The sequence below is a fragment of the Flavobacterium acetivorans genome, assembly GCF_020911885.1.
Classification (GTDB): Bacteria; Bacteroidota; Bacteroidia; order Flavobacteriales; family Flavobacteriaceae; genus Flavobacterium; species Flavobacterium acetivorans.
Genome location: NZ_CP087132.1, coordinates 1,731,479 through 1,751,721, shown reverse-complemented (window position 1 = coordinate 1,751,721; position 20,243 = coordinate 1,731,479). Strand labels below are relative to the sequence as shown.

The window sequence follows — 20,243 nt, the reverse complement described above, 5'->3', positions numbered from 1 at the left end:
ATTAGGCTTTAAGACTAAAAAAATAAGTAAGTAAGAATAAATTAAAACACTAGGAAAAAATGCCTAAAATGAAAACCAAATCTAGCGCCAAGAAACGTTTTAAAGTTACTGGTTCTGGAAAGATTAAAAGAAAGCATGCTTTTAAAAGTCACATCTTGACTAAAAAATCTAAAAAACGTAAATTGGCTTTGACACATTCAGCGCTAGTTCACAAAACAGATATGAAAAGCATCAAACAACAATTAAGAATTATCTAATCGACAATTACAAATTGTCAATTACAAAAAATAATTCTTTAGGTTAAAACAATTTAAAATAACCTTGGAGTATGGCCATTAAGTTCTCTTGATTTAATTCGGGACGCCTGCTACAAAAAAACAATAAAATTATGCCAAGATCGGTAAATTCAGTTGCTAAAAGAGCAAGAAGAAAAAAAATAATGAAGCAAGCCAAAGGTTTCTTTGGTAGACGTAAAAACGTTTGGACAGTTGCTAAGAATGCGGTAGAGAAAGCAATGTGCTACGCTTACCGTGACAGAAAAGTGAACAAAAGAAATTTCCGTGCTTTATGGATTCAACGTATCAACGCTGGAGCTAGATTAGAAGGAATGTCTTATTCACAATTCATGGGTAAAGTAAAAGCTAACGGAATCGAATTGAACCGTAAAGTTCTTGCAGATTTAGCTATGAACCACCCTGAAGCTTTCAAAGCTGTACTTAACAAAGTAAAATAAACGTTTTATCAACTCAATTTAAGACTACTTACTTATATAAAAACCTCAATCGAAAGATTGGGGTTTTTTGTTTATTTATGACTTTTAAATCGGTTTACAAAACCCCAACAATATGAGTCACTACGTTTCTGTATTTTAATTAATTTCTGTATTTTCGAGCAATGATACTAAAGAAGCTATACTCCCCTATTTATATTCTATTACTGATACTCTTTATCGTCTTTCAATCCTGTGAGAAAAAGACACAAACCATAACCCAAAAAAAGAGCTATCCTAAAATAGACACACTCTTAAAAATGGGGTATAAGCATTATCAAAATACAAAACTTGATAGTTCTTACTATTATTTTAATCAAGCCAAACAAGAATCTATTCGAGAAAAAGATACTTCCCGAATCATCCATTCAATAGCATGGATGGCGCAAATTCATATCTTTTCTGGAGATTATTCAGGTGGCGAAGCAACGGCTGTTGAAGCTCTTCCTTTTATAGAAAACACCAATAAATACCCTAATGGTAAATGGAACATCTATAATGCCCTAGGAAACAATTACCTATATACCGCTGACCACGACCATTCCTTATACTATTTTAATAAAGCATTAAGTCTAAAAACAGACCCAATTGAAAAAATAAGTACAAAAAGCAATATAGCCCTAGTTTATATAGATCAAAACAAATTCCATAACGCCATAAAAATTCTTTTGCCGTTAACTTTAAAAAAAGAGCTTTCAAATAACCCAGAAATTTATGCCAGACTACTCGATAATCTAGGTTATTCCTATTTTAAAACAGCCAATCCAAAAGCATTTAATTATTTAAATCAATCCTTGAAAATAAGATTGCGAATATTAGACAACTGGGGTCTGATGGCGAGTTATTATCATCTTTCTGAATACTATAACAAAAGTCATCCAAAGCTAGCTACAGATTATGCCCTATTAACTTATAAAAAAGCAACCGAGATAAAAAGTATTGATGACCGCTTGAAATGCCTAGAATTATTAATTAAAAACAGCCCTTCAAGTCAATCGAAAAAACACTCATTACAATACCTCCATATCAATGACAGTGTCAATAAAGCAAGGCAAAAGATGAAGAATCAATTTGCTAAAATTAAATACGATTCTAAAAAAGAAAAAGATGAAAATATAAAACTAAAAGAACAAAAGATTCTGCTTTTAGAACAAGAAAAAAATAAAAATTTACTCTTTTATTTTATAGTAACAATAGGTTTCCTAACCACGTTATTCATTACCTATTTTTTGGTGGCAAAAAACAAAAGAGAGAAAATACAAACTTCATATAACACCGAAATACGAATTGCAAAAAAACTGCATGATGAACTAGCCAATGATGTCTACCACGCCATGACTTTTGCCGAAACACAAGATTTATCCACTAGTCAAAATAAAGAAATATTACTCACAAATCTCGATACCATTTATTCTAGAACTCGAAACATTTCTAAAGAAAACAGCAATATCGAAACGGGCTCCAATTTTGTCTCTACTCTTAAAGAATTGATAGCAAGCTTCAATACAAATGAAGTAAATATATTAGTAAACGGAATAGATTCCACTCCTTGGACAAAAATAGAAAATAATAAAAAAATCATTATATACCGCGTATTACAGGAATTACTTGTCAATATGAAAAAGCACAGCCAATGCAATCTAGCAGTAATCACTTTCAAAAAAAACGAAGATAAATTACAAATAGATTACACTGACAACGGCGTAGGAGCAGTACTTGACAAAAGAAATAAAAGAAATGGACTCCAAAATGTGGAAAACCGTATTCTATCAATAAATGGAACTATTAATTTTGATACTAAATCCCATAAAGGGTTCAAAACAAGCTTTGCATTACCAATATAACCGTAGCCATTATGTTTAATAAAGTTTTAGTAGCCGAAGATTTAGACAGCATCAGTATTGCTGTCGTACAAATACTAGAAGAACTTTCTATTTCAGAAATTCATCATGCAAAATACTGTGATGATGCCTTACTAAAAATCAAGAAAGCAATTCTAGATGACTCTCCTTACGATTTACTTATTAGCGACTTATCATTTAAAGCAGACCATCGAGAAAACCAACTAACTTCAGGCGAAGCACTCATCGCTGCAGCAAAAAAAACACAGCCCGATATCAAAACAATTGTGTTTTCTATCGAAGATAAATCCTTTAGAATAAAATCTCTTTTTAATAATTTAGGTATTAATGCCTATGTTTCTAAAGGAAGAAATAGCATTCCTGAACTCAAAAAAACGGTCGAAAATGTTTTTAGCGATGGAACCAGAATTATATCTACTGCATTGTCTCATGTGTTAAATAACAAATCAATATTTGAAATCGAAGCTTATGACATTTCACTTTTAAAATTATTATCAATCGGTCTTACTCTTGATGAAATCGCTAATGAATTCAAAAAAAATGGAATAACTCCTAATGGCAGTAGTAGTATTGAAAAACGAATCAATAAACTCAAAATCTACTTCAAAGCTAACAATGCCACTCATCTTGTCGCCATTGCCAAAGATCTAGGATTGATCTAATAACGGCTAATTTCTGTATTTACAGCCCAGTTTATTCCAAACCACGCTAGTCTCTTTCTATAAGAGTAGCAAAGCATTTCGATTTTTCACATGAGAGCTATTGATTTTTTATACTTTAAAATTAGCTTAAAAAATTAACGTTTAATAGCTTTAATAAGTTACAACACAATTTTTCAATAAAAAACTTCCTAAATGAGGTTTTCCGTAAAGTTTTTTTTCGATGTAAAAGTACTTTTGAATAAAATTAAAAACATGCTTTACAAAATTAAAACAATAAAACTACTAACCATTTTCCTAGCTTTAATCAATATAGGCTGTGAACAAAAGAAAACATCTTTCATCGAAAAAAAAACGGACAAGTCTCTAGTGACTAAAAAAATAACAACATCTACTAAAATCACTGATTCAATAAAATACGACAAGTCTGTTTTCGGAACTGATGAAGAAGGAAATGATGTTCAAGGGAAAATAATTATTGAAGGTAAAAACGGCATTGGGATTTTGATTGGCAAAGAAGATACCAAAATAGAGATTGTCATTGAAATGATTAATCATAACGAACTCATTGCGACTGATATTGACGGATTTAAATACAAGCTAAAATTCAAATAAAAGATTAAGAAACCACTACTCACATCATAGATAACATCCTTATTTCTATATACTTTTTATTACAATAAAAATGCCCTCTCAAAAATGAAAGGGCATTACACTTGTTATTAATTGATTAAGGATTACTTACCTTTAAAATAGTTAGCACCCCACATATCATATCTCTTTTTCATTGTTTCAATTTTATTTTGAAAAGCAGGCCAGTCTTTCTTTTCCTTTGGAGACCATAACACCTCACTCAAAGCGCTCAAACGAGGAAATATCATATACTCTACTTTGGCAGGATTAAGCATATATTCAGTCCAAATATTCCCTTGAGCACCCAATACATATTGCGCTTGTTGCTCATTCAGTTCTTTCGGAATTGGCTCATAGCTATAAATTTTTTCTAAATTAGTAAATCCTCCAATAGTAACCTCTGTTTCTTCTTTAGTTTGCGAATGATCTAAATACACATGACTTCCAGGGGTCATAATAACCTGATGATTTTCTTTGGCAGCAGCAATACCACCTGCTTCACCTCTCCAACTCATAACAATCGCATTTGGAGCAAGTCCACCTTCAAGGATCTCATCCCAACCAATTAAAGTTCTTCCCTTTTTATTAATATACTTTTCCATTCGTTGAATAAAGTAGCTTTGCAATTCATGCTCATCTTTTAAACCTTTTTCCTTTATCAATTGCTGGCAAAATTCACTTCTTTTCCAAGCATCCTTAGGAGATTCATCTCCTCCAACATGAATGTATTTTGAAGGAAACAAAGCCATCACCTCATCAAGCACATCTTCCAAGAATTTGAAAGTATATTCCGTTGGAGCATAAACATCAGTAAAAACTCCCCATGTTTCCTGAACAAGTTTCACTCTTCCGTTTGCTAATTCTTGCTTACTTTTTTCAGAAATTACTGCGTCTGGAATTACTGTTTTCTCGTCTGGAAAACAGCTCAACAGTGGGTAAGCCGCAATTGCTGCACTACTATGTCCTGGCATTTCAATTTCAGGAATCACTGTTATAAATCGATCAGATGCATATTTAACAATCTCTTTTACTTCTTCTTGAGTATAAAAACCACTCTCTGGCGTATTATCATTTCCAGTTCCTGGATATCTACCCACAATAGAACCGTTTCTCTTAGAACCTATTTCGGTTAATCTTGGGTATTTTTTAATCTCTATTCTCCAGCCTTGGTCTTCGGTTAAGTGCCAATGAAAATAATTTAATTTGTGTAAAGCTAAATAATCGATGAATTTTTTAACAAAAGAAACCGGAAAAAAATGACGTCCCACATCAAGCATCGCTCCTCGATACACAAAACGAGGTTCATCTTTAACGTCAACAGATGCTATCTTTAAAGCACTACTTTTTTCTAATGGAAGTAACTGTATCAATGTTTGCATACCATAAAAAGTTCCCATAGCAGAGTTTCCGTTTATTACCACCCCATTGCTTGTACTCTTCAAACTATAACCTTCGGCTTTCAAGCCTTCAATATTTTTAAGGCTATTGAATTTAATGTAGTTTTTTGTCGCCTTTTTAACCACTGCCAATTTAAATCCATAATAGTCCGACAAATACTCGTTCAAAAAAGCAGCAGCAGCAGCATCCATTTTATTCGAAACTACTAAACTTGTTTTTGGATTAATAACAAAACTTCCCGCATTAGTAGTGACTTCCAACGGTTGGGGAATAATATTTACTTCCTGGCCAAAGGACACCACACTACATAGAAGAAGTGAAAATAAAATCGATCTTATCATACTTTTGTTTTTTAATTATTATTGTGTTTACTCTTTGTTTAAAATTACTGCATCAAGTAATCCGTTACAAAATCAATTAATGCAAAGCCGAAAATATAACATATTAAACAAACCACCTAACAGCACCTACCAGTTTATCAACAGAAATAAGTAAACCTACAAGATTTTTTAGACATTTTAAAAAGCTTTTTAAATTTCTCTGACTATTTTTTTTATAAATAATCTGAAAAAGTCCACAAACAATTTAAAACTAAACGAAAAGACGCCATTTACATTTGTAAATGACGCCTTTTTAACTAACATGCAAAAACTAATATCCTTTTGCAGCTTGTGCTTCCTTCAAAAATGGATTACGATCCAAAGCACTTTGAGGATAAGGCATTTTAACGAACTTCTCTTCCCATGTACGCACTTGAACTGGACTATTAGTAATATCATAAGTAGTCTTCATCACAACATTAGCAATATTCCAACGACGAATATCTTGAAAACGTTGTCCTTCTCCTGCTAATTCAATACGTCTTTCATTACGTATTACTTGACGAAGTTTATCTTTTGTATTATAAACTGCCTCATCAATAGCCGGCATTCCAGCACGATCTCTAATATCTTTTAAGGCAGCATAGATAGAAGCATCTGGACCAGAAACTTCATTTTTTGCTTCTGCATAAGTAAGCAAAATTTCTGCATAACGAATAATCTGAAAATCCTGAGCACCATCCCAATCAGTAGTTGTATAAGCAGGATCTACTAATTTTCTAAAATTATAACCTGTTTTACTATTGTTATTTCCTCCTTTTGCCCAATTAAAAACATAACCAGCGCTATAACGATCCCAAGGATTTGAAGGAAATAGAATACTGGCATACAAACGAGTGTCTCTATTTTTAAACTCATCATAGTAAGCTGCATTTGGTGTTCCATTATTATAGTTTGATGCGCGTTGAGCCGCTGTAGGAGCACTAAAAACATTTCCATTTTTATCCCAGTAAGCATCTACCAACCCAGCAGTTGGTGTTATAGAACTCCATCCTCCTAAATCTGAACAAGGAAATAAGGTATTTAAACCGTTTCCATATTCATATGACGAATTATCTATATTTTGTGCCGCCAAAATAACTTCTTTACTATTCTCATTTACAGCCCAAAATTGTTGTTCATAACTAGCTAATCCTTTATAGAATTTTTCTTTTTCTGCAGCATTTGCAAAAGTCACAAAGCTAGAATAGTCATCTTGGGTATCTTTACTTGTCAAAGCACTAACTCTAAACAGTTCGTATCCCATTCCCATTACATGCTCAGCACTAGCAGCGGCTTCAGCCCATTTCCCATATTGCAATTCTACTCTCGCCTTGATTGCCCACGCAGCACCAGTTGTAATTCTACCCGTTTCATTATTTGTCCCTCCAGCATAACTTGCTGGCAATTGATCAGCCACACTTGTCAGTTCTGATAATACAAATGCAATTATATCTGCCTCAGAAGAAGGTGCTATTGCAGTTTCTAAAGGATCTGAATACGCATTTTTAAGCAAAGGCACTGCGCCAAAATTTCTCGCTAATTCAAAATAAGTCATTGCTCTTAGCACTTTTGCTTCAGCAATAAATCGTGTTCTAAGACTCTCATTCATAGGTGCCTTACCCACATTATCCAAAAAATAATTATACTGACGAATTGCAGTATACCTTGACTTATAGCCACGATCAATCCCTTCATTAATATTACCTGAACTTATTGCAGTTGATGTACTTTCCCATGGATATTGACAGTAAGCATTATCCGAAGCCCCGTCATCATAGGCATTATTATACCCCCCTTCTAAATAAGCATAACATCCTGTTAAAGCTAAACGGGTTTCTTTTTCTGAAGTCCAAAACGAACCACTTGATATTTGATCTTGCGGCAACTTATCTAGTGAAGAATCAGAACAACTAGCAAGGGCTGTTATCGCTAGAATAGCAACTATTTTATATGAGATATATTTCATGAAATTTAAATTTAAATTATTACAAAGATATGTTTAGTCCTAAAGAAAAAGTTTTAAGCTGAGGATAAGTACCTCTCACAGATGCCGTTTCAGGATCAAAATCTTTCATTCTTTTGTCACCTCTCAATGTAAATGGATTATTGCTTGAAACATAAACCCTAATTCCTTGAACATTAATTTTTGAGGTCAAAGACTCTGGGCAATTATATCCAAACGATAAGCTTTTTACTCTAAAATAAGAAGCATCAAACAACCAGAAACTTGATTGTCTGGCGTTATGCGTATTATCAGCTGAGCTTAATAAACGCGGATAAGAAGCATTTGGATTTGGATTATCTACAGTCCATCGGTCTAGCATGTATTCTTTAACACCTGCACCATTAAAAAAAGCTTGAGATGCCTCATCATTAAGATATACCTTTACATCAGCAACACCTTGGCCTAATAAGGAAAAGTCGAAATTTTTATAGTTCGCTGTAATATTAATACCGTAAGTAATATAGGGCACATCGGCACCCATTACCACACGGTCATTTCCATCAATCTTATTATCTCCATTTTGATCTTTGTATTTAATATCACCCGCTTTGGTATTGTTTGCTTGAAAAGCATGAGCAGCAACTTCTTGATCTGAGGCAAATAATCCGTCGGCTTCCAACATGTAAAAAGAACCAATCGGTTGTCCAACACGGTTAATCCAGTTGCCGTTTATTTGATCACCTTGACCACCTAAATCAACAACTTTATTCCAAATTCTACTTAAATTTCCACCTACTGAAAAATTAAAATCACCAATATGATTATTGTGAGTCAAAGATAATTCAATTCCTTTGTTTTGCACTTTGGCTAAATTTACCGACGGTCTTAATGATCCATCTAAACCAGCTTCATCAGGTAATGATGGATTAGTTAATAAGATTCCATTAGTCATTCTTTCGAATACATCAAGTTGTAAATTCAATTTGTTTCTCCATAAACCTAGATCCAAACCAATATTTGTCATATCCACTTTTTCCCAAGAAAGATTAGGATTAGCCAATTTCCCTAAGAAAACCCCGTCTTGCTTACCTTGATCTAAAATAGCACCAACCCCTGTTGTTAATCCGTCATAAAAATCATAATTCCCAACATTGCTTACACTACCCAATTTACCCCAAGAAGCTCGAAACTTTAACTCAGAAACCCAATCAACTGATTCCATAAATTCCTCCTGAGACACACGCCAAGCTCCTGAAAAAGAAGGAAAAACTCCTCTGCGATGTCCCGGTGCAAATCTGGAAGACTCATCAACTCTTAAACTAGATTCAAATAAATATTTATCATCATAACCATAATTAAAACGCCCAAAAACAGACTGAAAAGCATTCTCTGCTATACCTGATTTTTTAGGATCAATTGTTGTATTCAACGGATCAGTTGAACCTGCATTTATTGAATTCAAACCATTAGTAACAAACGACTTGCGAATAACACCAATAGATCTACTTTTATTATCTTCAAAAGAAGTACCTACTAAAACTTTACCAAAATGTTTACCTACATTTTTTTCATAACTAACAACAAGTTGTGCCAATAAGCTACCTGAATTACTCCAGCTCTCAGTAAGTTTGTTTGGACTTGTTCCCGTACCTGTAATTGGCGCACCTGTATTAAAATTCAATATTGGTGTCATCTCATTTTCAAAAGAACTGTTGAAACTATTGTAATAATTATATGAGAACTGTCCTGTAATATCAAGCCCTGTAATAGGTGTAAAAGTAGCGTTAAGAGAACCTAAAAATCTATTGGTATTGTACTCACTTCTACCACCTTCTTCTAACGAACGCATTGGATTATCTTTAGCTAGAGTACCGTCAATTTTACCTCCATTAATGCTTCCCCAGTTTCCATTAGATTGTTTCAATACCATTAAAGGAACCATTCTATTTAGTGAAACAAAACTGATGTCCCCTTTATTGTTATCAAAACCATCACGGATAAATGAAATATTAGTTCCAATTTTAAATTTTTCTGTTACTTTCGATTCTATGTTAGAACGGAAAGAGTAACGTTTAAGATCCTTTCCAGGAAGAAGTGAATTTTGTTTAAAAGCAGATCCACTCAAGAAATAACGCGTATCACCACCTCCAGAAATGCTTAGTTGATGTTCTGACATCGGTGCAGAAGCTCTCAAAACTTCTCCATACCAATCTGTATCAGGAAAAAAATCAAGATCAGACTTATCTTTTATCTTTTGCAAATCAGATGCAGAATACAACAAAGACTTACCTGCATTTGAAGCCGCTTCATTTCGCAATGTAGCATAATCATAAGCTCCTAACCATTTTGGTAATACTATAGCTGATTGTGAAGCATAGTAAGTATTATAATTGATTGCCATTTTTCCTTCTTTCCCTTTTTTAGTAGTCACAAGAATAACTCCATAAGCAGCACGAGATCCATAAATAGCAGAAGCAGATGCGTCTTTTAATACCGAAATACTTTCAACATCGTTAGGATTTATTCTTGAAAAATCACCAGAACTTACAGGCACACCATCCACTACATACAAAGCTTCTGAAGCACCTAAATTTCCTCTTCCTCTAATGTTAATAGATCCCATATCATTACCAACATCTCCAGGTCGCCCAAGAATATTAACCCCTGGAACAGACCCCTGCAAAGCATTAGTCAAAGAAGTTACAGGACGATTAGCCAATGTTTTAGTATTAACCGTATTTACCGCACCAGAAAGATTCACTTTCTTTTGTTTACCGTAACCTACAACCACAACCTCTTCCAGTTTCTGCCCACCTTGCTTTAAAGTAATACGAAGTGGTGTATTCTTTATCGCTACTTCTTGATCATCAAGCCCAACAAAAGAAACAATTAATATGGTCGCATTATCAGGCACTTCGATTGTAAAAGTTCCATCAATATTAGTCTGGGTTGAAATAGTTGTTCCTTTCACAACAATGTTTGCCCCTGGTAAGGTTTCTCCATTTTGATCAAAAACAGTACCTGTGATTTTTTTCTGTACAAATAAAGAACTAGTGCTCTCTTTTAATTTTTCTACCTTAGAAATAAAGAAATTAGTTTTTTCTTTAGTAGCTACGGTTGCCTTTTTAGAAATTTCTGTTGCTGAAGCTGGCAAAGCAAAACTTAGCAGCGAAATACCCGCAAATTGGACCACTTTTTGTGAAAGCCTATTCAGCCTTACATTCATGGGTTTGTTTAGTACATTCATACTCTTGTATTGGTTTTGATTAATAATGGATTCTTTTACTTTTTTACTCATTTTTAAGAAAACATATTTTTCTAAACAGAAAAACAGTCGAAATAGCATTCCCATAATCTATTGATTTCATATAAGGACAACTATTTTATAAAAATGGCAAAGTCATTTTTGTATTGTCTACTTTACTAAAAACAAGTATTTCAAACACTTAATTACTAGGCAACAACGAAAACACCTTTAGAGGTTATTTCTTATGATTTTTCAATAGAAAGTAACTACTTTAATGCGAATTTCACTCTTTCAAACCCGTTTATAGGTGTTCTTTTTATGAATTTAATAACGTATTTAAATCCAAAAATATAACGATTTCGCACAAAACAAACACCAGTACCTACCAGTTTATTTATTGTTTTTTTTTTAAAAATAAAAAAATATTCCGAACTGAAAAATTCACCATCAAACAATAGACATAAGAAGAATTAAGTCAAACTTAAAAAAAAGAATTAAACCAATAAAAAAGAATAACTTAACAAACAATATATAAATGAGCTTCATTATAAACTAAGAATAATAAAAAAATGTGCTCGGGCACATAAATTATATGTTATCGAACACATTAATAATAATAAAAAAACTGGTAGTATAAAAAACGGTAAGAAAATCACTGCAAAAACTAACTAACTCGCTTTTAATTAAAGGGAAATAATTAATTATAAATAAAATATTCCTTAGAAATTCCTTTCTAAAGCAATTTTATATACTGTCATAAACGTTCCTTGTTTAATCGTCCTTTAAACTTACTTGCCCCATCCATAAAAACCTCTAGTACAATCCTTCCTTTTGGTAGGTTTGCCAGAGAATAGGTCAATAATCCATTTTTAATAGCTTTATATTCATGTTTTTCATGAACAACGCCATTGACAGTAATCAAAACGGTCATTTGGCTTGTCTTATTTGAGACTATATTTAATTCTGTCTTATCAATAACCAATCGAGGATACAATGAAAAAGCATATTTTGCTTGCGTTTTATCAGCTACAAAATTTGATGAAGCTGTAAAACTTAGTTTTTCCTCATTTCCGCAGTCACTTTCAAATGTATGAATCAAATCTCCTTTCATATCAAACATTCGCAAATAACCATCCCCATTTTTTGGTTCTGCCCAAAACTGCAAACCGTCGCCTGCACTATCTATCAATCCCAGTTCATATGTCCCTTCCTTGAGCTTGATCGTGTCTCTATAAACGGTATTCATATTAAGCTCTGAAGGTAATTTATGGTAAATTGTATCCCCTTTTTCACCCAATAAAAAAACAGTATTGTCTTTTGGTTTATTATTAGTTAAGAATTCTATAACAAAATTAGTTGGCAAAACATCCGGAGAAACAAAAGTTGTTGTCATCTGATCATCTCCTCTCCAGCCATCTTTGGCATCATTTGGTCTAGAAAGTTTAACGGTATACTTATTCGCTCCCGGTTTTGACATTATCGCTCCCGGAATTACAATCTCGGCAGTCTCATTAAATTTAAGATTTCCTTTCCAATTAAACTTCTCTTTCGGAAATCCTTCTGTTCCATAAATCACGGTTACGGACTCAAGATTCTCATATCCTAAATTTCGAATTACAAAACGGGGATTAAAACTTGAAGGGTTCAATCGCGCATACTGTTGTTCGTTATTGGGCACCATAATCTGATCAACAGCAACATCCACTTTATGTGTGGGTTTCGAATATTGGAACAAATAGGCCGAAATATTCTCAACTGCCTGTACATTTCCGGTAGCTTCATAAGGTTCCATTGCTAATGACACCTCATGTTTTCCCGGTTCTGTCATTACATCGATCACATCTGGAACCTGTAAATCTCCCGGGCACCAATAGGCGCGATCATAGATCCATGTTCCACCTTGAGGGTAAAGCGGATTATCCCCGCAATCTTTCCACATATTGCGATGATCTACAACTTTACCATCCATTTTTATTTCTCTCCAACGCTGACAAAATTCACTACATCCCTTTGGTTTATCCATCCCATGTCCGGTATGTTGGATACGTATACGGCTAATCTCAACGCCAGAAAGCGATACGAAATCAATAGGAAGTAAATTTTCTTCAATTTTTTCTTTGGCATCGCCATATTTATAACTAGCATTCCAAAGCGGTGTCATGCCTAACTGAACGACAACGGGAGGTCCTAAAACAATTTCGAAATCAATAGTCAAAGCCCAGCCAACGGTTTTATCCTCATAACCAGAATGCACATATTCAATTTCCACGCTATCACGAAGCAAAGGGGCAAAATCTGTTACATCAACTTTCCATTGCCATTGCCATCCTTTATTATAAATACTTCCATAAGGAGTAAGCATACGGCCTAACTCATAATTTATTGTTTCTCCATTTTCACCTTTCTTTCTGAGTTTAATGTGATCCAAATAATCCCAATGTGCCGTAAAAAGACTATCGGGACTACCCAAGGTCACTTTCATCGTTACCTTGCGAATTGGCGTTTTTATTGACGGAAAAATTCCGGGTTTTATATACGACTTTGAACCCGTAGCCGGATCACAGATAATGGTCGTTCTATTGTGCGTCACTACATTTATTACTTTTGGCTTTTGAGCAAAGCAATTAAACGAAATCAAAAAAAATAATATAATCAATAGCTGTTTCATAGATAATATTTAAATATTGGTAACCATAAACTTCTTGGCTACATTCTTCTAAATCAAAAACGAATTTAAAACAGGATAAACTAGGCTTTTCTAAATTCACTTTTGATGCTTATTTTATAGAAACATGAATTGTTCCTCTTTTTAAACCAACACTTTTGCGCTTAACAGTAAACTTTCCTTCTTACCTCTTTTATTAGCAAGGCTTTTCCATTACGCCCCTTGTATCAAAAAGTCATATTACAAACTACAGTCTCTAAATACGTTGTTTATTTTACTATTGTGCTAATTTCCTTTAGCTCTCCGTTTACCCTAATTTTAACCTTAGTAGGCCTAGAAGAATAAATTTTATAGTCCGTAACCTTGCCCTCACTCCAGCTACAATCTATCTCATAATTCCCTCGGGCTCGAAGTCCTGAAAATGCCCCTTTTTTGGCCCACCTCTTTGGAATTGCAGGAAGTAAATGTATTTCATCCATGTGGCTTTGCAGTAACATTTCGGCCATAGCGGCAGGAATTCCCAAGTTCCCATCTAATTGAAATGGAGGATGATTACAAAATAAATTAGGCAAAGTATTATACGTTAGTAAACCACGCAACATAATTCCAGCGCGCTCGCCTTCGCCTAAGCGCGCCCATAAAGCGCCACGCCAAGGCCAAGTCCAGGATCTACGACTGTCACCAACGGTCGATTCTGCTGTAAATGGAGTATGCTCATTTCTTCCATAATTTCCACTGCGGCTTCGTAACGAAAGTATAGCTCCTTGAGCTAATTCTGGCGTTTTGGAAATACTGATTTGACGTCCCGGATATACCGCAAATAAATGTGACGTATGACGATGTTCATCATTAGGATCATCGCGATCTTCTTGCCATTCTTGTAATTGTCCCCATTTCCCAATCTTGTTAGGAGCCAAAAGCGCCTGCATATCTGCAACTTTTTGTTGATAATCTGGATCTATGTTTAGTACTTTGGCTATTTCAAGGTAATTTTGGAATAAATCCCAAACTAATTGTTGGTCCATCATTACGCCATCTTCGCGAGGACCATGTTCTGGAGACCAGCCATTAGGCACCATCAAAGATCCATCAGGCATTTTTTTAAGATGATCTTCCCAATACTGACAAATCTCTTTAATTATAGGATAAGCCGTTTGTTTCAAATAGTCATTATTTCGGGTAAATGACCAATGCTCGTACACATGTTGGGCATACCAAGCACTTGCCGGAATATTCCAATCCCAACCGTTTCCACCAAAAATACTTTGACTTGTCCTAGCTGTCCAGCCACGAGTATTTTCTCCAAAAGCCTTTCGGGTAGCGATACGGCAGGATTCCTGAGCAGCAACAATAAAATCGATCAACGGAATCTGACATTCAGAAAGATTAGTAGATTCTGCTGACCAATAATTCATTTGCAAATTGATGTTGTTGTGGTAATCACTAGCCCAAGCCGGCGTATTGCTATCGTTCCACAACCCTTGTAAATTAGCTGGCAATCCCCCAGGGCGCGAACTACTTGCTAACAAATAACGTCCGTACTGAAACATCGTTTCTTCTAAATCAGGGTCTTCACTTCCTTTTTGTTGTTTTTTCAAGCCTTCTGATGTTTCAACAGCAACGCTTTTACCAGCATAACGTTTTAAACGTTCGTCAGTAGGTAAATTCAATAATTCAGAATCCGTTGTTCCAATATCTATAGATGCGCGTCCCAAAAGCCCCGATAAATCCGTTAGATGATTCTTTCGTAAGGTATTATACGATTTCGTTTGAGCGGCTGCTAACTCTTTTTCAATTAAAGGTAAAGGATCGTTTCCACGCCAATCTGATTTAAAGTCAGCTTTATAATTTGTTCTGGCATCAAGAAGTAAAATCAATGAATTACAATTCTCAAAACTTATGCTATTTCCTTCGATTTTAATTTTTCCTCCCTGATGCTGAATGCGTAAAATGGCAGCATATTTTAGTTTATTAGCCATTTCTCCGTCAAAAATGATACTGTTTTGCTTTGTTTTGCTTATTGCTCCTTGCGCAGAAGTAAGTGAAATTTTTCCGGATAAAGCTCCTTTTTTATTGGCCGTATATCTAAAAACCAAAACCTGATCAGGATAACTGGCAAAAGCCTCACGCTTGTATTGTATCCCATTTTGGATAAATGCTGTTTGATGAATTCCATTTGAAATATCCAGCGAGCGACTATAGGCTGAAGCCTGATTCTGTTGTGCAAAATCGATTGTGATTTCACCAAAATTGCGATAAGAGCCAAAACCATGATCTCCGGTTTCATATTCACCGTCCCAATTATTGTCGCCAGACCATAGACTCTGTTCGTTGAATTGAATCTTTTCCTGATTCACACCGCCATAAAACATCGCTCCCATCCTTCCATTACCTATCGGCAAAGCTTCAGAGTACCATTTTTGGGCGGGTTCTCTGTACCAAAGTTTTAAGGACTTACTTTTGTGGGCATAGATTCCTGTTGTAAATAGGAGTCCCAAAATAAAAAAGGAAAAGAGTTTTTTTGACATTATTATTTAGTAGTTTTTAAATTATTATTTCTCATATTTTATCAAATAAATTTTATCAAGTTGGGTAGGAAAAGTGATTAAATCTCCATTTATTTTTGGGGTGATTGGTTTTCCGTCTTCGGTAACCGTTGGCTTTTTTCCATTCCACGGATTTTCAACAATGCAAGTTCTCCCCTTTTCACTCGTTATTTTTATATATTGAACCTCACCATTTTTCTTTGCGGATGAAACCAAAAAAGCCCCATAGGTTCTCAAATCTTCAAAACTAGCATCTCTACTAACAGGCCATGCCGGAAAAACACGAATCATTCCCTCATAACTCTGCAACAGCATTTCATTGATACAAGACGGAATTGCCCCTAGCGTTTCCGTTACTCCTCCAGATTGAGCAATCAAAAAGTTAGGCAGAGCAGTTTTATTAATTCTTTCTTTTAGTTTTTGTAATACCTTTTCAGGATCATAACCTACTCGTATTGCAGTGGTAAAATAGGTTTCAAAACCGCTCTCTAGATTGGTCCATCCGCTATCACCACCAGGATTTGTATCCCATCGTTCCACTTCTTTACGAAGCGTTTCGGCAAATTCAGGAGTCGATTTTACTCCTGTAATATCAGAAGGAAATACCAGCGAATAAGCCATTACTCTACCAAATCCGGGTTTTGTCCTTTTATCATTTCCTGAGCCTGTTCCCTTTTCTGCGGCTTTAATTCGAATTTCCCCGTTGGTTTCAACAGTAGGAACTGGATGTAAATATTCTTGAATGTGTTTCCATTTTCCTATTCGATCCTTGTCGACATTCAAAAAAGTACACATTTCGATGATTCCTTTACAAAACATTCTCAACATTCCTAAAGTGCTGGTATTATTAATGTCCCCAGACTTCAAATCACTTCTCCAATTATCAGTCCATGGTCCAACTTCCCAAAAATTATCATTATAATTATTGTATTGCCCGTTTTCATATTTCAGATAATCTTCCCAAAAATTAGCAACTTCTCGGATAAAAGGATATACCTTTTGAACATATCTCTTATCATAAGTATGATAGAAACGTTGAAACATATTTACAGACAGAAAAAGCGCATTACTTCTTTGCCCGCAGAACATGTGTCCTCCTTCAATATTTAAATCTTTAATACCATAATTTGCCATCATGTCCTCTTGGGTGAGTGGATACATTGAGGAAGAAAATCCTTTTGGTCCAATACCAATTGGATAATAAACGCCGCGACATTTCATCAATTCTTTAGCATGCCCTTTTGCTTTTTCCATATAATCCAGAATGGGCTTTTCGTAAGGATCCGTCAATTCTACATGGTTTGAGGAATAACTTCCCCACCAAGAAGCCTGGTAATTGTGATTTGTATGATAGTCCCCTTCCCAAAAACGTATTGCATCTGCAGTAATGGAATTTCCACCTATCGCTGGCGGAAAGTTCTTGTTTCTACTTGAAGAGGCCAATATATATTGCGAACCGTAATAATATTTTTCCAATTCGGGATCACCAATTTCAATATGTGATTTTGCCCAGAAATTTTTCCAATACAAATTATTGATATCATCCAGTTTTCGAATTATTTTTGGTGTACAATTTTGAGCTCTGTAACAAGCAACATTAAGATAATCCTCACTTTCAAAACTACTGGAAACCCCCACAACAACAGTCACCTTTGAAGATGAATTTAGTTCAAATGATTTTCCAGTTGCTCCAATAACATTCATTGCTAAAGCAACATGAGAAGGCCAGTCCAGATCAGGAGTATCAAAATGACGCGCAACATAAAATACCCCCTCTTTTTCTCCTGATTCATTACGGGATTCGAAACCTGTTTGCGACCAAATATCCAGTGTCACATTACACGATTCTCTACCTGTTGTTGCCATTTCAATAATCACCACATTATTATCTGAAGGGACAAATGCTTTTAATGTGAAGGTGAGTCCTTTTTTCTTAAAAACCACATTGATATTTCCATTAGCAAGTAGCTGCTCCGCATAAAATGTTGCTCCTTTTAATTCAGGAATGGAAATATTCAATCCTCCCGGTAAACTGAGTCCTCCGTCAGGATATCCTTTCTTTGCTTTCCAAAAATCGTTTTTAGAAATAAAAATACTCTGTTTTTCTGGCGTTCCTCCAAAAACGATTCCTACGTCTCCATTTCCTGCAATAGGAGCATCCGGAGCGGAAGCTGTTGGGATTAACTTAGACGGAGAAGTGAATACCGCCTTGTATTTTGGAACAAAACTTTTCTTTGATTTTTGAGAATATACTGATTGTCCTGCTAAAATGAGTAGAAAAACAAGCAATAATTTAATAAAAACAGGCGATTTGGAAATTAAATTCATTTTCTATAATAGTATTAATCGGCCTAACATTCTATTTTAAATATTTATGTTGTGGCTCAATAGATTTTAAAAGACGAAAATAATGGACATTCTTATGAATCCAAAATAGAAAGCCTACTTTTATTTCTATTTAGGTTGTTAAAATTCAAAAGGCTAGTATAAAAACACATTAATTAACTGCCCCAAATCAATCTCTATTTTCCTTCAAACACATTGCTTTTTTTTTAGAATATAAAAAGAGGGACTTTGCGATTAAACAATATCCCTCTTGGCTTTCCGGTGATGTTCCTTCAGAATAACTAACAAAAATCAGGTAAACATTCCTTCAATAAACCCAATTTATTACCATGCACAGTAAAAATTATTGGTTATTATTTTAATCCTCCTTGACCAGTATATAATTTAATAGGCTTGTCTAATTTTAGTTTTAAAACTGTTACATATTTATCCAATGCTGTTTCTGGAACATCTATATATACCAATCCCGGAACTGGACTCCATGAAATTTTCCCTACTACCTTATGAGACAGTTTAGCACCACTTCCTACAGCAGTTATACTTTCAATTTTATTATCTAATCCTTTAAGCATTAAAGGACCGGTGGCTTTACCGTGAACGAAGAGGTAAAGAGTTGTACTGTCTTTAGCCAAAGTTGTAGGTCCATAAAAATGTCCTTTATCTATTCCTGCCACAGTATTAAAGATAGCTTCTCCATTTCTTTTATTCCAAGCCCCCAACTCTTTTAAGACTGTAACTGCTTGTTCAGGAATACTTCCATCTTCTTTTGGCCCTATATCCAAAAGTAAATTCCCACCATTAGCAACCGCATCCACAAATATGGTTATTACTTCATAAGGCGTTTTCCAGTTCTGATCCTGCGGTTGGTATCCCCAATTATCATTTATCGTCATACATAATTCCCACCAATTAAATGCAGGTCTGTTAACCGGAAAATTTTGCTCAGGAGTATCATAATCTCCATAACCTTGAAGGCGTCCGTTAATAATCGTAGACGGATTCCTAGACAACATAATTTGACGCGTTTTTTGTGATTCCCATTCTTCGGCGCTATGTTCCCAATCTCCGTCAAACCACCATAAATCAGGGTTGTATTTTTCGCTGATCTCTTTTATTTGGCCTTGGAAAAAATTCCTAAACTTATTCCAACGTCCATAATCATTCTTTATTTCATAACGGGAACTATCTTTTAGAAAGCCCGGATAATCATTATTAGTCCAATCAATCAATGAAAAATAAGCACCACATTTGATGTCGCGTTTGCGCAATTCTTCAAAGAAAGGCTTGATCATATCTCGTTTGGCCGGTGTTGCTTTTACGGAACTCAAATTATTCATTTTAGTATCATACATCGCCACACCATCATGATGTTTGGTCGTGATAACTGAATATCTGGCTCCACTTTCTTGAATCAAATCGGCCCAATATGCCGGATCATAATTCTTTAGCGTGAATCCTTTTAATTGTTTCATGTAATCAGCATGAGAGATTTCTTTGTTGTGAAAACTCCAAGATTCCCCAATGCCCTTCACTGAATAAATTCCTGTATGGATAAAAATACCCAATTTAGCATCGGCAAACCATTGCATTTTGTCCTTAATTGTGTTAGGATCTATTTTGGACTGCGCCTTTGCGCAAAAAAAAGCTCCACCAAAAAGAGCCAACATTATTATTCTTTTTATCATTTTGACTAGATACTAAATTATAGCTTCCATTAAAAGTAAACTCATCTTACTTCTAAATTTGAAAGATATAATCATAATTGTTTACATATTAGTTCAATATTATCTTTATTTAATCCTTAATTATCA

The 20,243-nt window shown here is 34.7% G+C and carries 12 protein-coding genes; 5 read left to right on the top strand and 7 right to left on the bottom strand.

The genetic code is table 11. The features are described from left to right. Positions 1 to 59: 59 nt before the first annotated feature. From rpmI to LNP19_RS07705, 5 genes are all read left to right on the top strand, one after another. Positions 60 to 257 carry a 50S ribosomal protein L35 gene (gene rpmI / locus LNP19_RS07725; RefSeq protein WP_022827375.1) on the top strand — a complete coding sequence of 66 codons (198 nt, stop codon included), beginning with the start codon at positions 60 to 62 and terminating at the stop codon, positions 255 to 257. Between the two features lie 131 nt (positions 258 to 388). Next, on the top strand, positions 389 to 733 hold the full coding sequence (rplT, locus tag LNP19_RS07720; RefSeq protein ID WP_035633036.1) for a 50S ribosomal protein L20: 345 nt from the start codon (positions 389 to 391) through the stop codon (positions 731 to 733). A gap of 296 nt (positions 734 to 1,029) precedes the next feature. Further along, a complete protein-coding gene (locus LNP19_RS07715; RefSeq protein WP_230064185.1) occupies positions 1,030 to 2,613 on the top strand; it encodes an ATP-binding protein in 1,584 nt (527 codons plus the stop codon). A gap of 11 nt (positions 2,614 to 2,624) precedes the next feature. Then, positions 2,625 to 3,293: a helix-turn-helix domain-containing protein gene (locus tag LNP19_RS07710; protein WP_230064184.1), complete on the top strand. Its 669-nt coding sequence runs from the start codon at positions 2,625 to 2,627 to the stop codon at positions 3,291 to 3,293. Positions 3,294 to 3,545: 252 nt separating this feature from the next. Further along, positions 3,546 to 3,905, top strand: coding sequence for a hypothetical protein (locus LNP19_RS07705; RefSeq protein WP_230064183.1), 360 nt, complete (start codon positions 3,546 to 3,548; stop codon positions 3,903 to 3,905). A 122-nt stretch (positions 3,906 to 4,027) separates the two neighbouring features. Here the strand turns inward: LNP19_RS07705 and LNP19_RS07700 are convergent, their stop codons facing one another. The 7 genes from LNP19_RS07700 to LNP19_RS07670 all read right to left on the bottom strand — a co-directional run bounded on the left by LNP19_RS07700 (position 4,028) and on the right by LNP19_RS07670 (position 20,117). After that, a complete protein-coding gene (locus tag LNP19_RS07700) occupies positions 4,028 to 5,662 on the bottom strand; it encodes a beta-N-acetylhexosaminidase (RefSeq protein ID WP_230064182.1) in 1,635 nt (544 codons plus the stop codon). Between the two features lie 310 nt (positions 5,663 to 5,972). After that, positions 5,973 to 7,649 (bottom strand): RagB/SusD family nutrient uptake outer membrane protein, encoded by a 1,677-nt coding sequence (locus LNP19_RS07695; protein ID WP_230064181.1) that lies wholly within the window; start codon positions 7,647 to 7,649, stop codon positions 5,973 to 5,975. Positions 7,650 to 7,668: 19 nt separating this feature from the next. Further along, complete coding sequence (locus LNP19_RS07690) at positions 7,669 to 10,926, bottom strand: SusC/RagA family TonB-linked outer membrane protein (RefSeq protein WP_230064180.1); 3,258 nt, start codon at positions 10,924 to 10,926, stop codon at positions 7,669 to 7,671. 703 nt (positions 10,927 to 11,629) lie between these two features. Continuing rightward, positions 11,630 to 13,543 carry a peptide-N-glycosidase F-related protein gene (locus tag LNP19_RS07685; protein WP_230064179.1) on the bottom strand — a complete coding sequence of 638 codons (1,914 nt, stop codon included), beginning with the start codon at positions 13,541 to 13,543 and terminating at the stop codon, positions 11,630 to 11,632. Positions 13,544 to 13,809: 266 nt separating this feature from the next. Continuing rightward, positions 13,810 to 16,068 carry a glycoside hydrolase family 95 protein gene (locus LNP19_RS07680; protein WP_230064178.1) on the bottom strand — a complete coding sequence of 753 codons (2,259 nt, stop codon included), beginning with the start codon at positions 16,066 to 16,068 and terminating at the stop codon, positions 13,810 to 13,812. Positions 16,069 to 16,092: 24 nt separating this feature from the next. Next, positions 16,093 to 18,414, bottom strand: coding sequence for a glycosyl hydrolase family 95 catalytic domain-containing protein (locus LNP19_RS07675; RefSeq protein ID WP_230064177.1), 2,322 nt, complete (start codon positions 18,412 to 18,414; stop codon positions 16,093 to 16,095). A 371-nt stretch (positions 18,415 to 18,785) separates the two neighbouring features. After that, complete coding sequence (locus tag LNP19_RS07670) at positions 18,786 to 20,117, bottom strand: alpha-L-fucosidase (protein ID WP_230064176.1); 1,332 nt, start codon at positions 20,115 to 20,117, stop codon at positions 18,786 to 18,788. Positions 20,118 to 20,243 lie beyond the last annotated feature (126 nt).

Excerpts from the sequence above, each read along its gene's own strand:
- LNP19_RS07710 (WP_230064184.1), top strand. The coding sequence starts at position 2,625 with ATGTTTAATAAAGTTTTAGTAGCCGAAGATTTAGACAGCATCAGTATT.
- LNP19_RS07685 (WP_230064179.1), bottom strand. The coding sequence starts at position 13,543 with ATGAAACAGCTATTGATTATATTATTTTTTTTGATTTCGTTTAATTGC.
- rpmI (WP_022827375.1), top strand. The coding sequence starts at position 60 with ATGCCTAAAATGAAAACCAAATCTAGCGCCAAGAAACGTTTTAAAGTT.
- LNP19_RS07700 (WP_230064182.1), bottom strand. The coding sequence starts at position 5,662 with ATGATAAGATCGATTTTATTTTCACTTCTTCTATGTAGTGTGGTGTCC.
- LNP19_RS07705 (WP_230064183.1), top strand. The coding sequence starts at position 3,546 with ATGCTTTACAAAATTAAAACAATAAAACTACTAACCATTTTCCTAGCT.
- rplT (WP_035633036.1), top strand. The coding sequence starts at position 389 with ATGCCAAGATCGGTAAATTCAGTTGCTAAAAGAGCAAGAAGAAAAAAA.
- LNP19_RS07715 (WP_230064185.1), top strand. The coding sequence starts at position 1,030 with ATGGGGTATAAGCATTATCAAAATACAAAACTTGATAGTTCTTACTAT.
- LNP19_RS07680 (WP_230064178.1), bottom strand. The coding sequence starts at position 16,068 with ATGTCAAAAAAACTCTTTTCCTTTTTTATTTTGGGACTCCTATTTACA.
- LNP19_RS07675 (WP_230064177.1), bottom strand. The coding sequence starts at position 18,414 with ATGAATTTAATTTCCAAATCGCCTGTTTTTATTAAATTATTGCTTGTT.
- LNP19_RS07690 (WP_230064180.1), bottom strand. The coding sequence starts at position 10,926 with ATGAGTAAAAAAGTAAAAGAATCCATTATTAATCAAAACCAATACAAG.
- LNP19_RS07670 (WP_230064176.1), bottom strand. The coding sequence starts at position 20,117 with ATGATAAAAAGAATAATAATGTTGGCTCTTTTTGGTGGAGCTTTTTTT.
- LNP19_RS07695 (WP_230064181.1), bottom strand. The coding sequence starts at position 7,649 with ATGAAATATATCTCATATAAAATAGTTGCTATTCTAGCGATAACAGCC.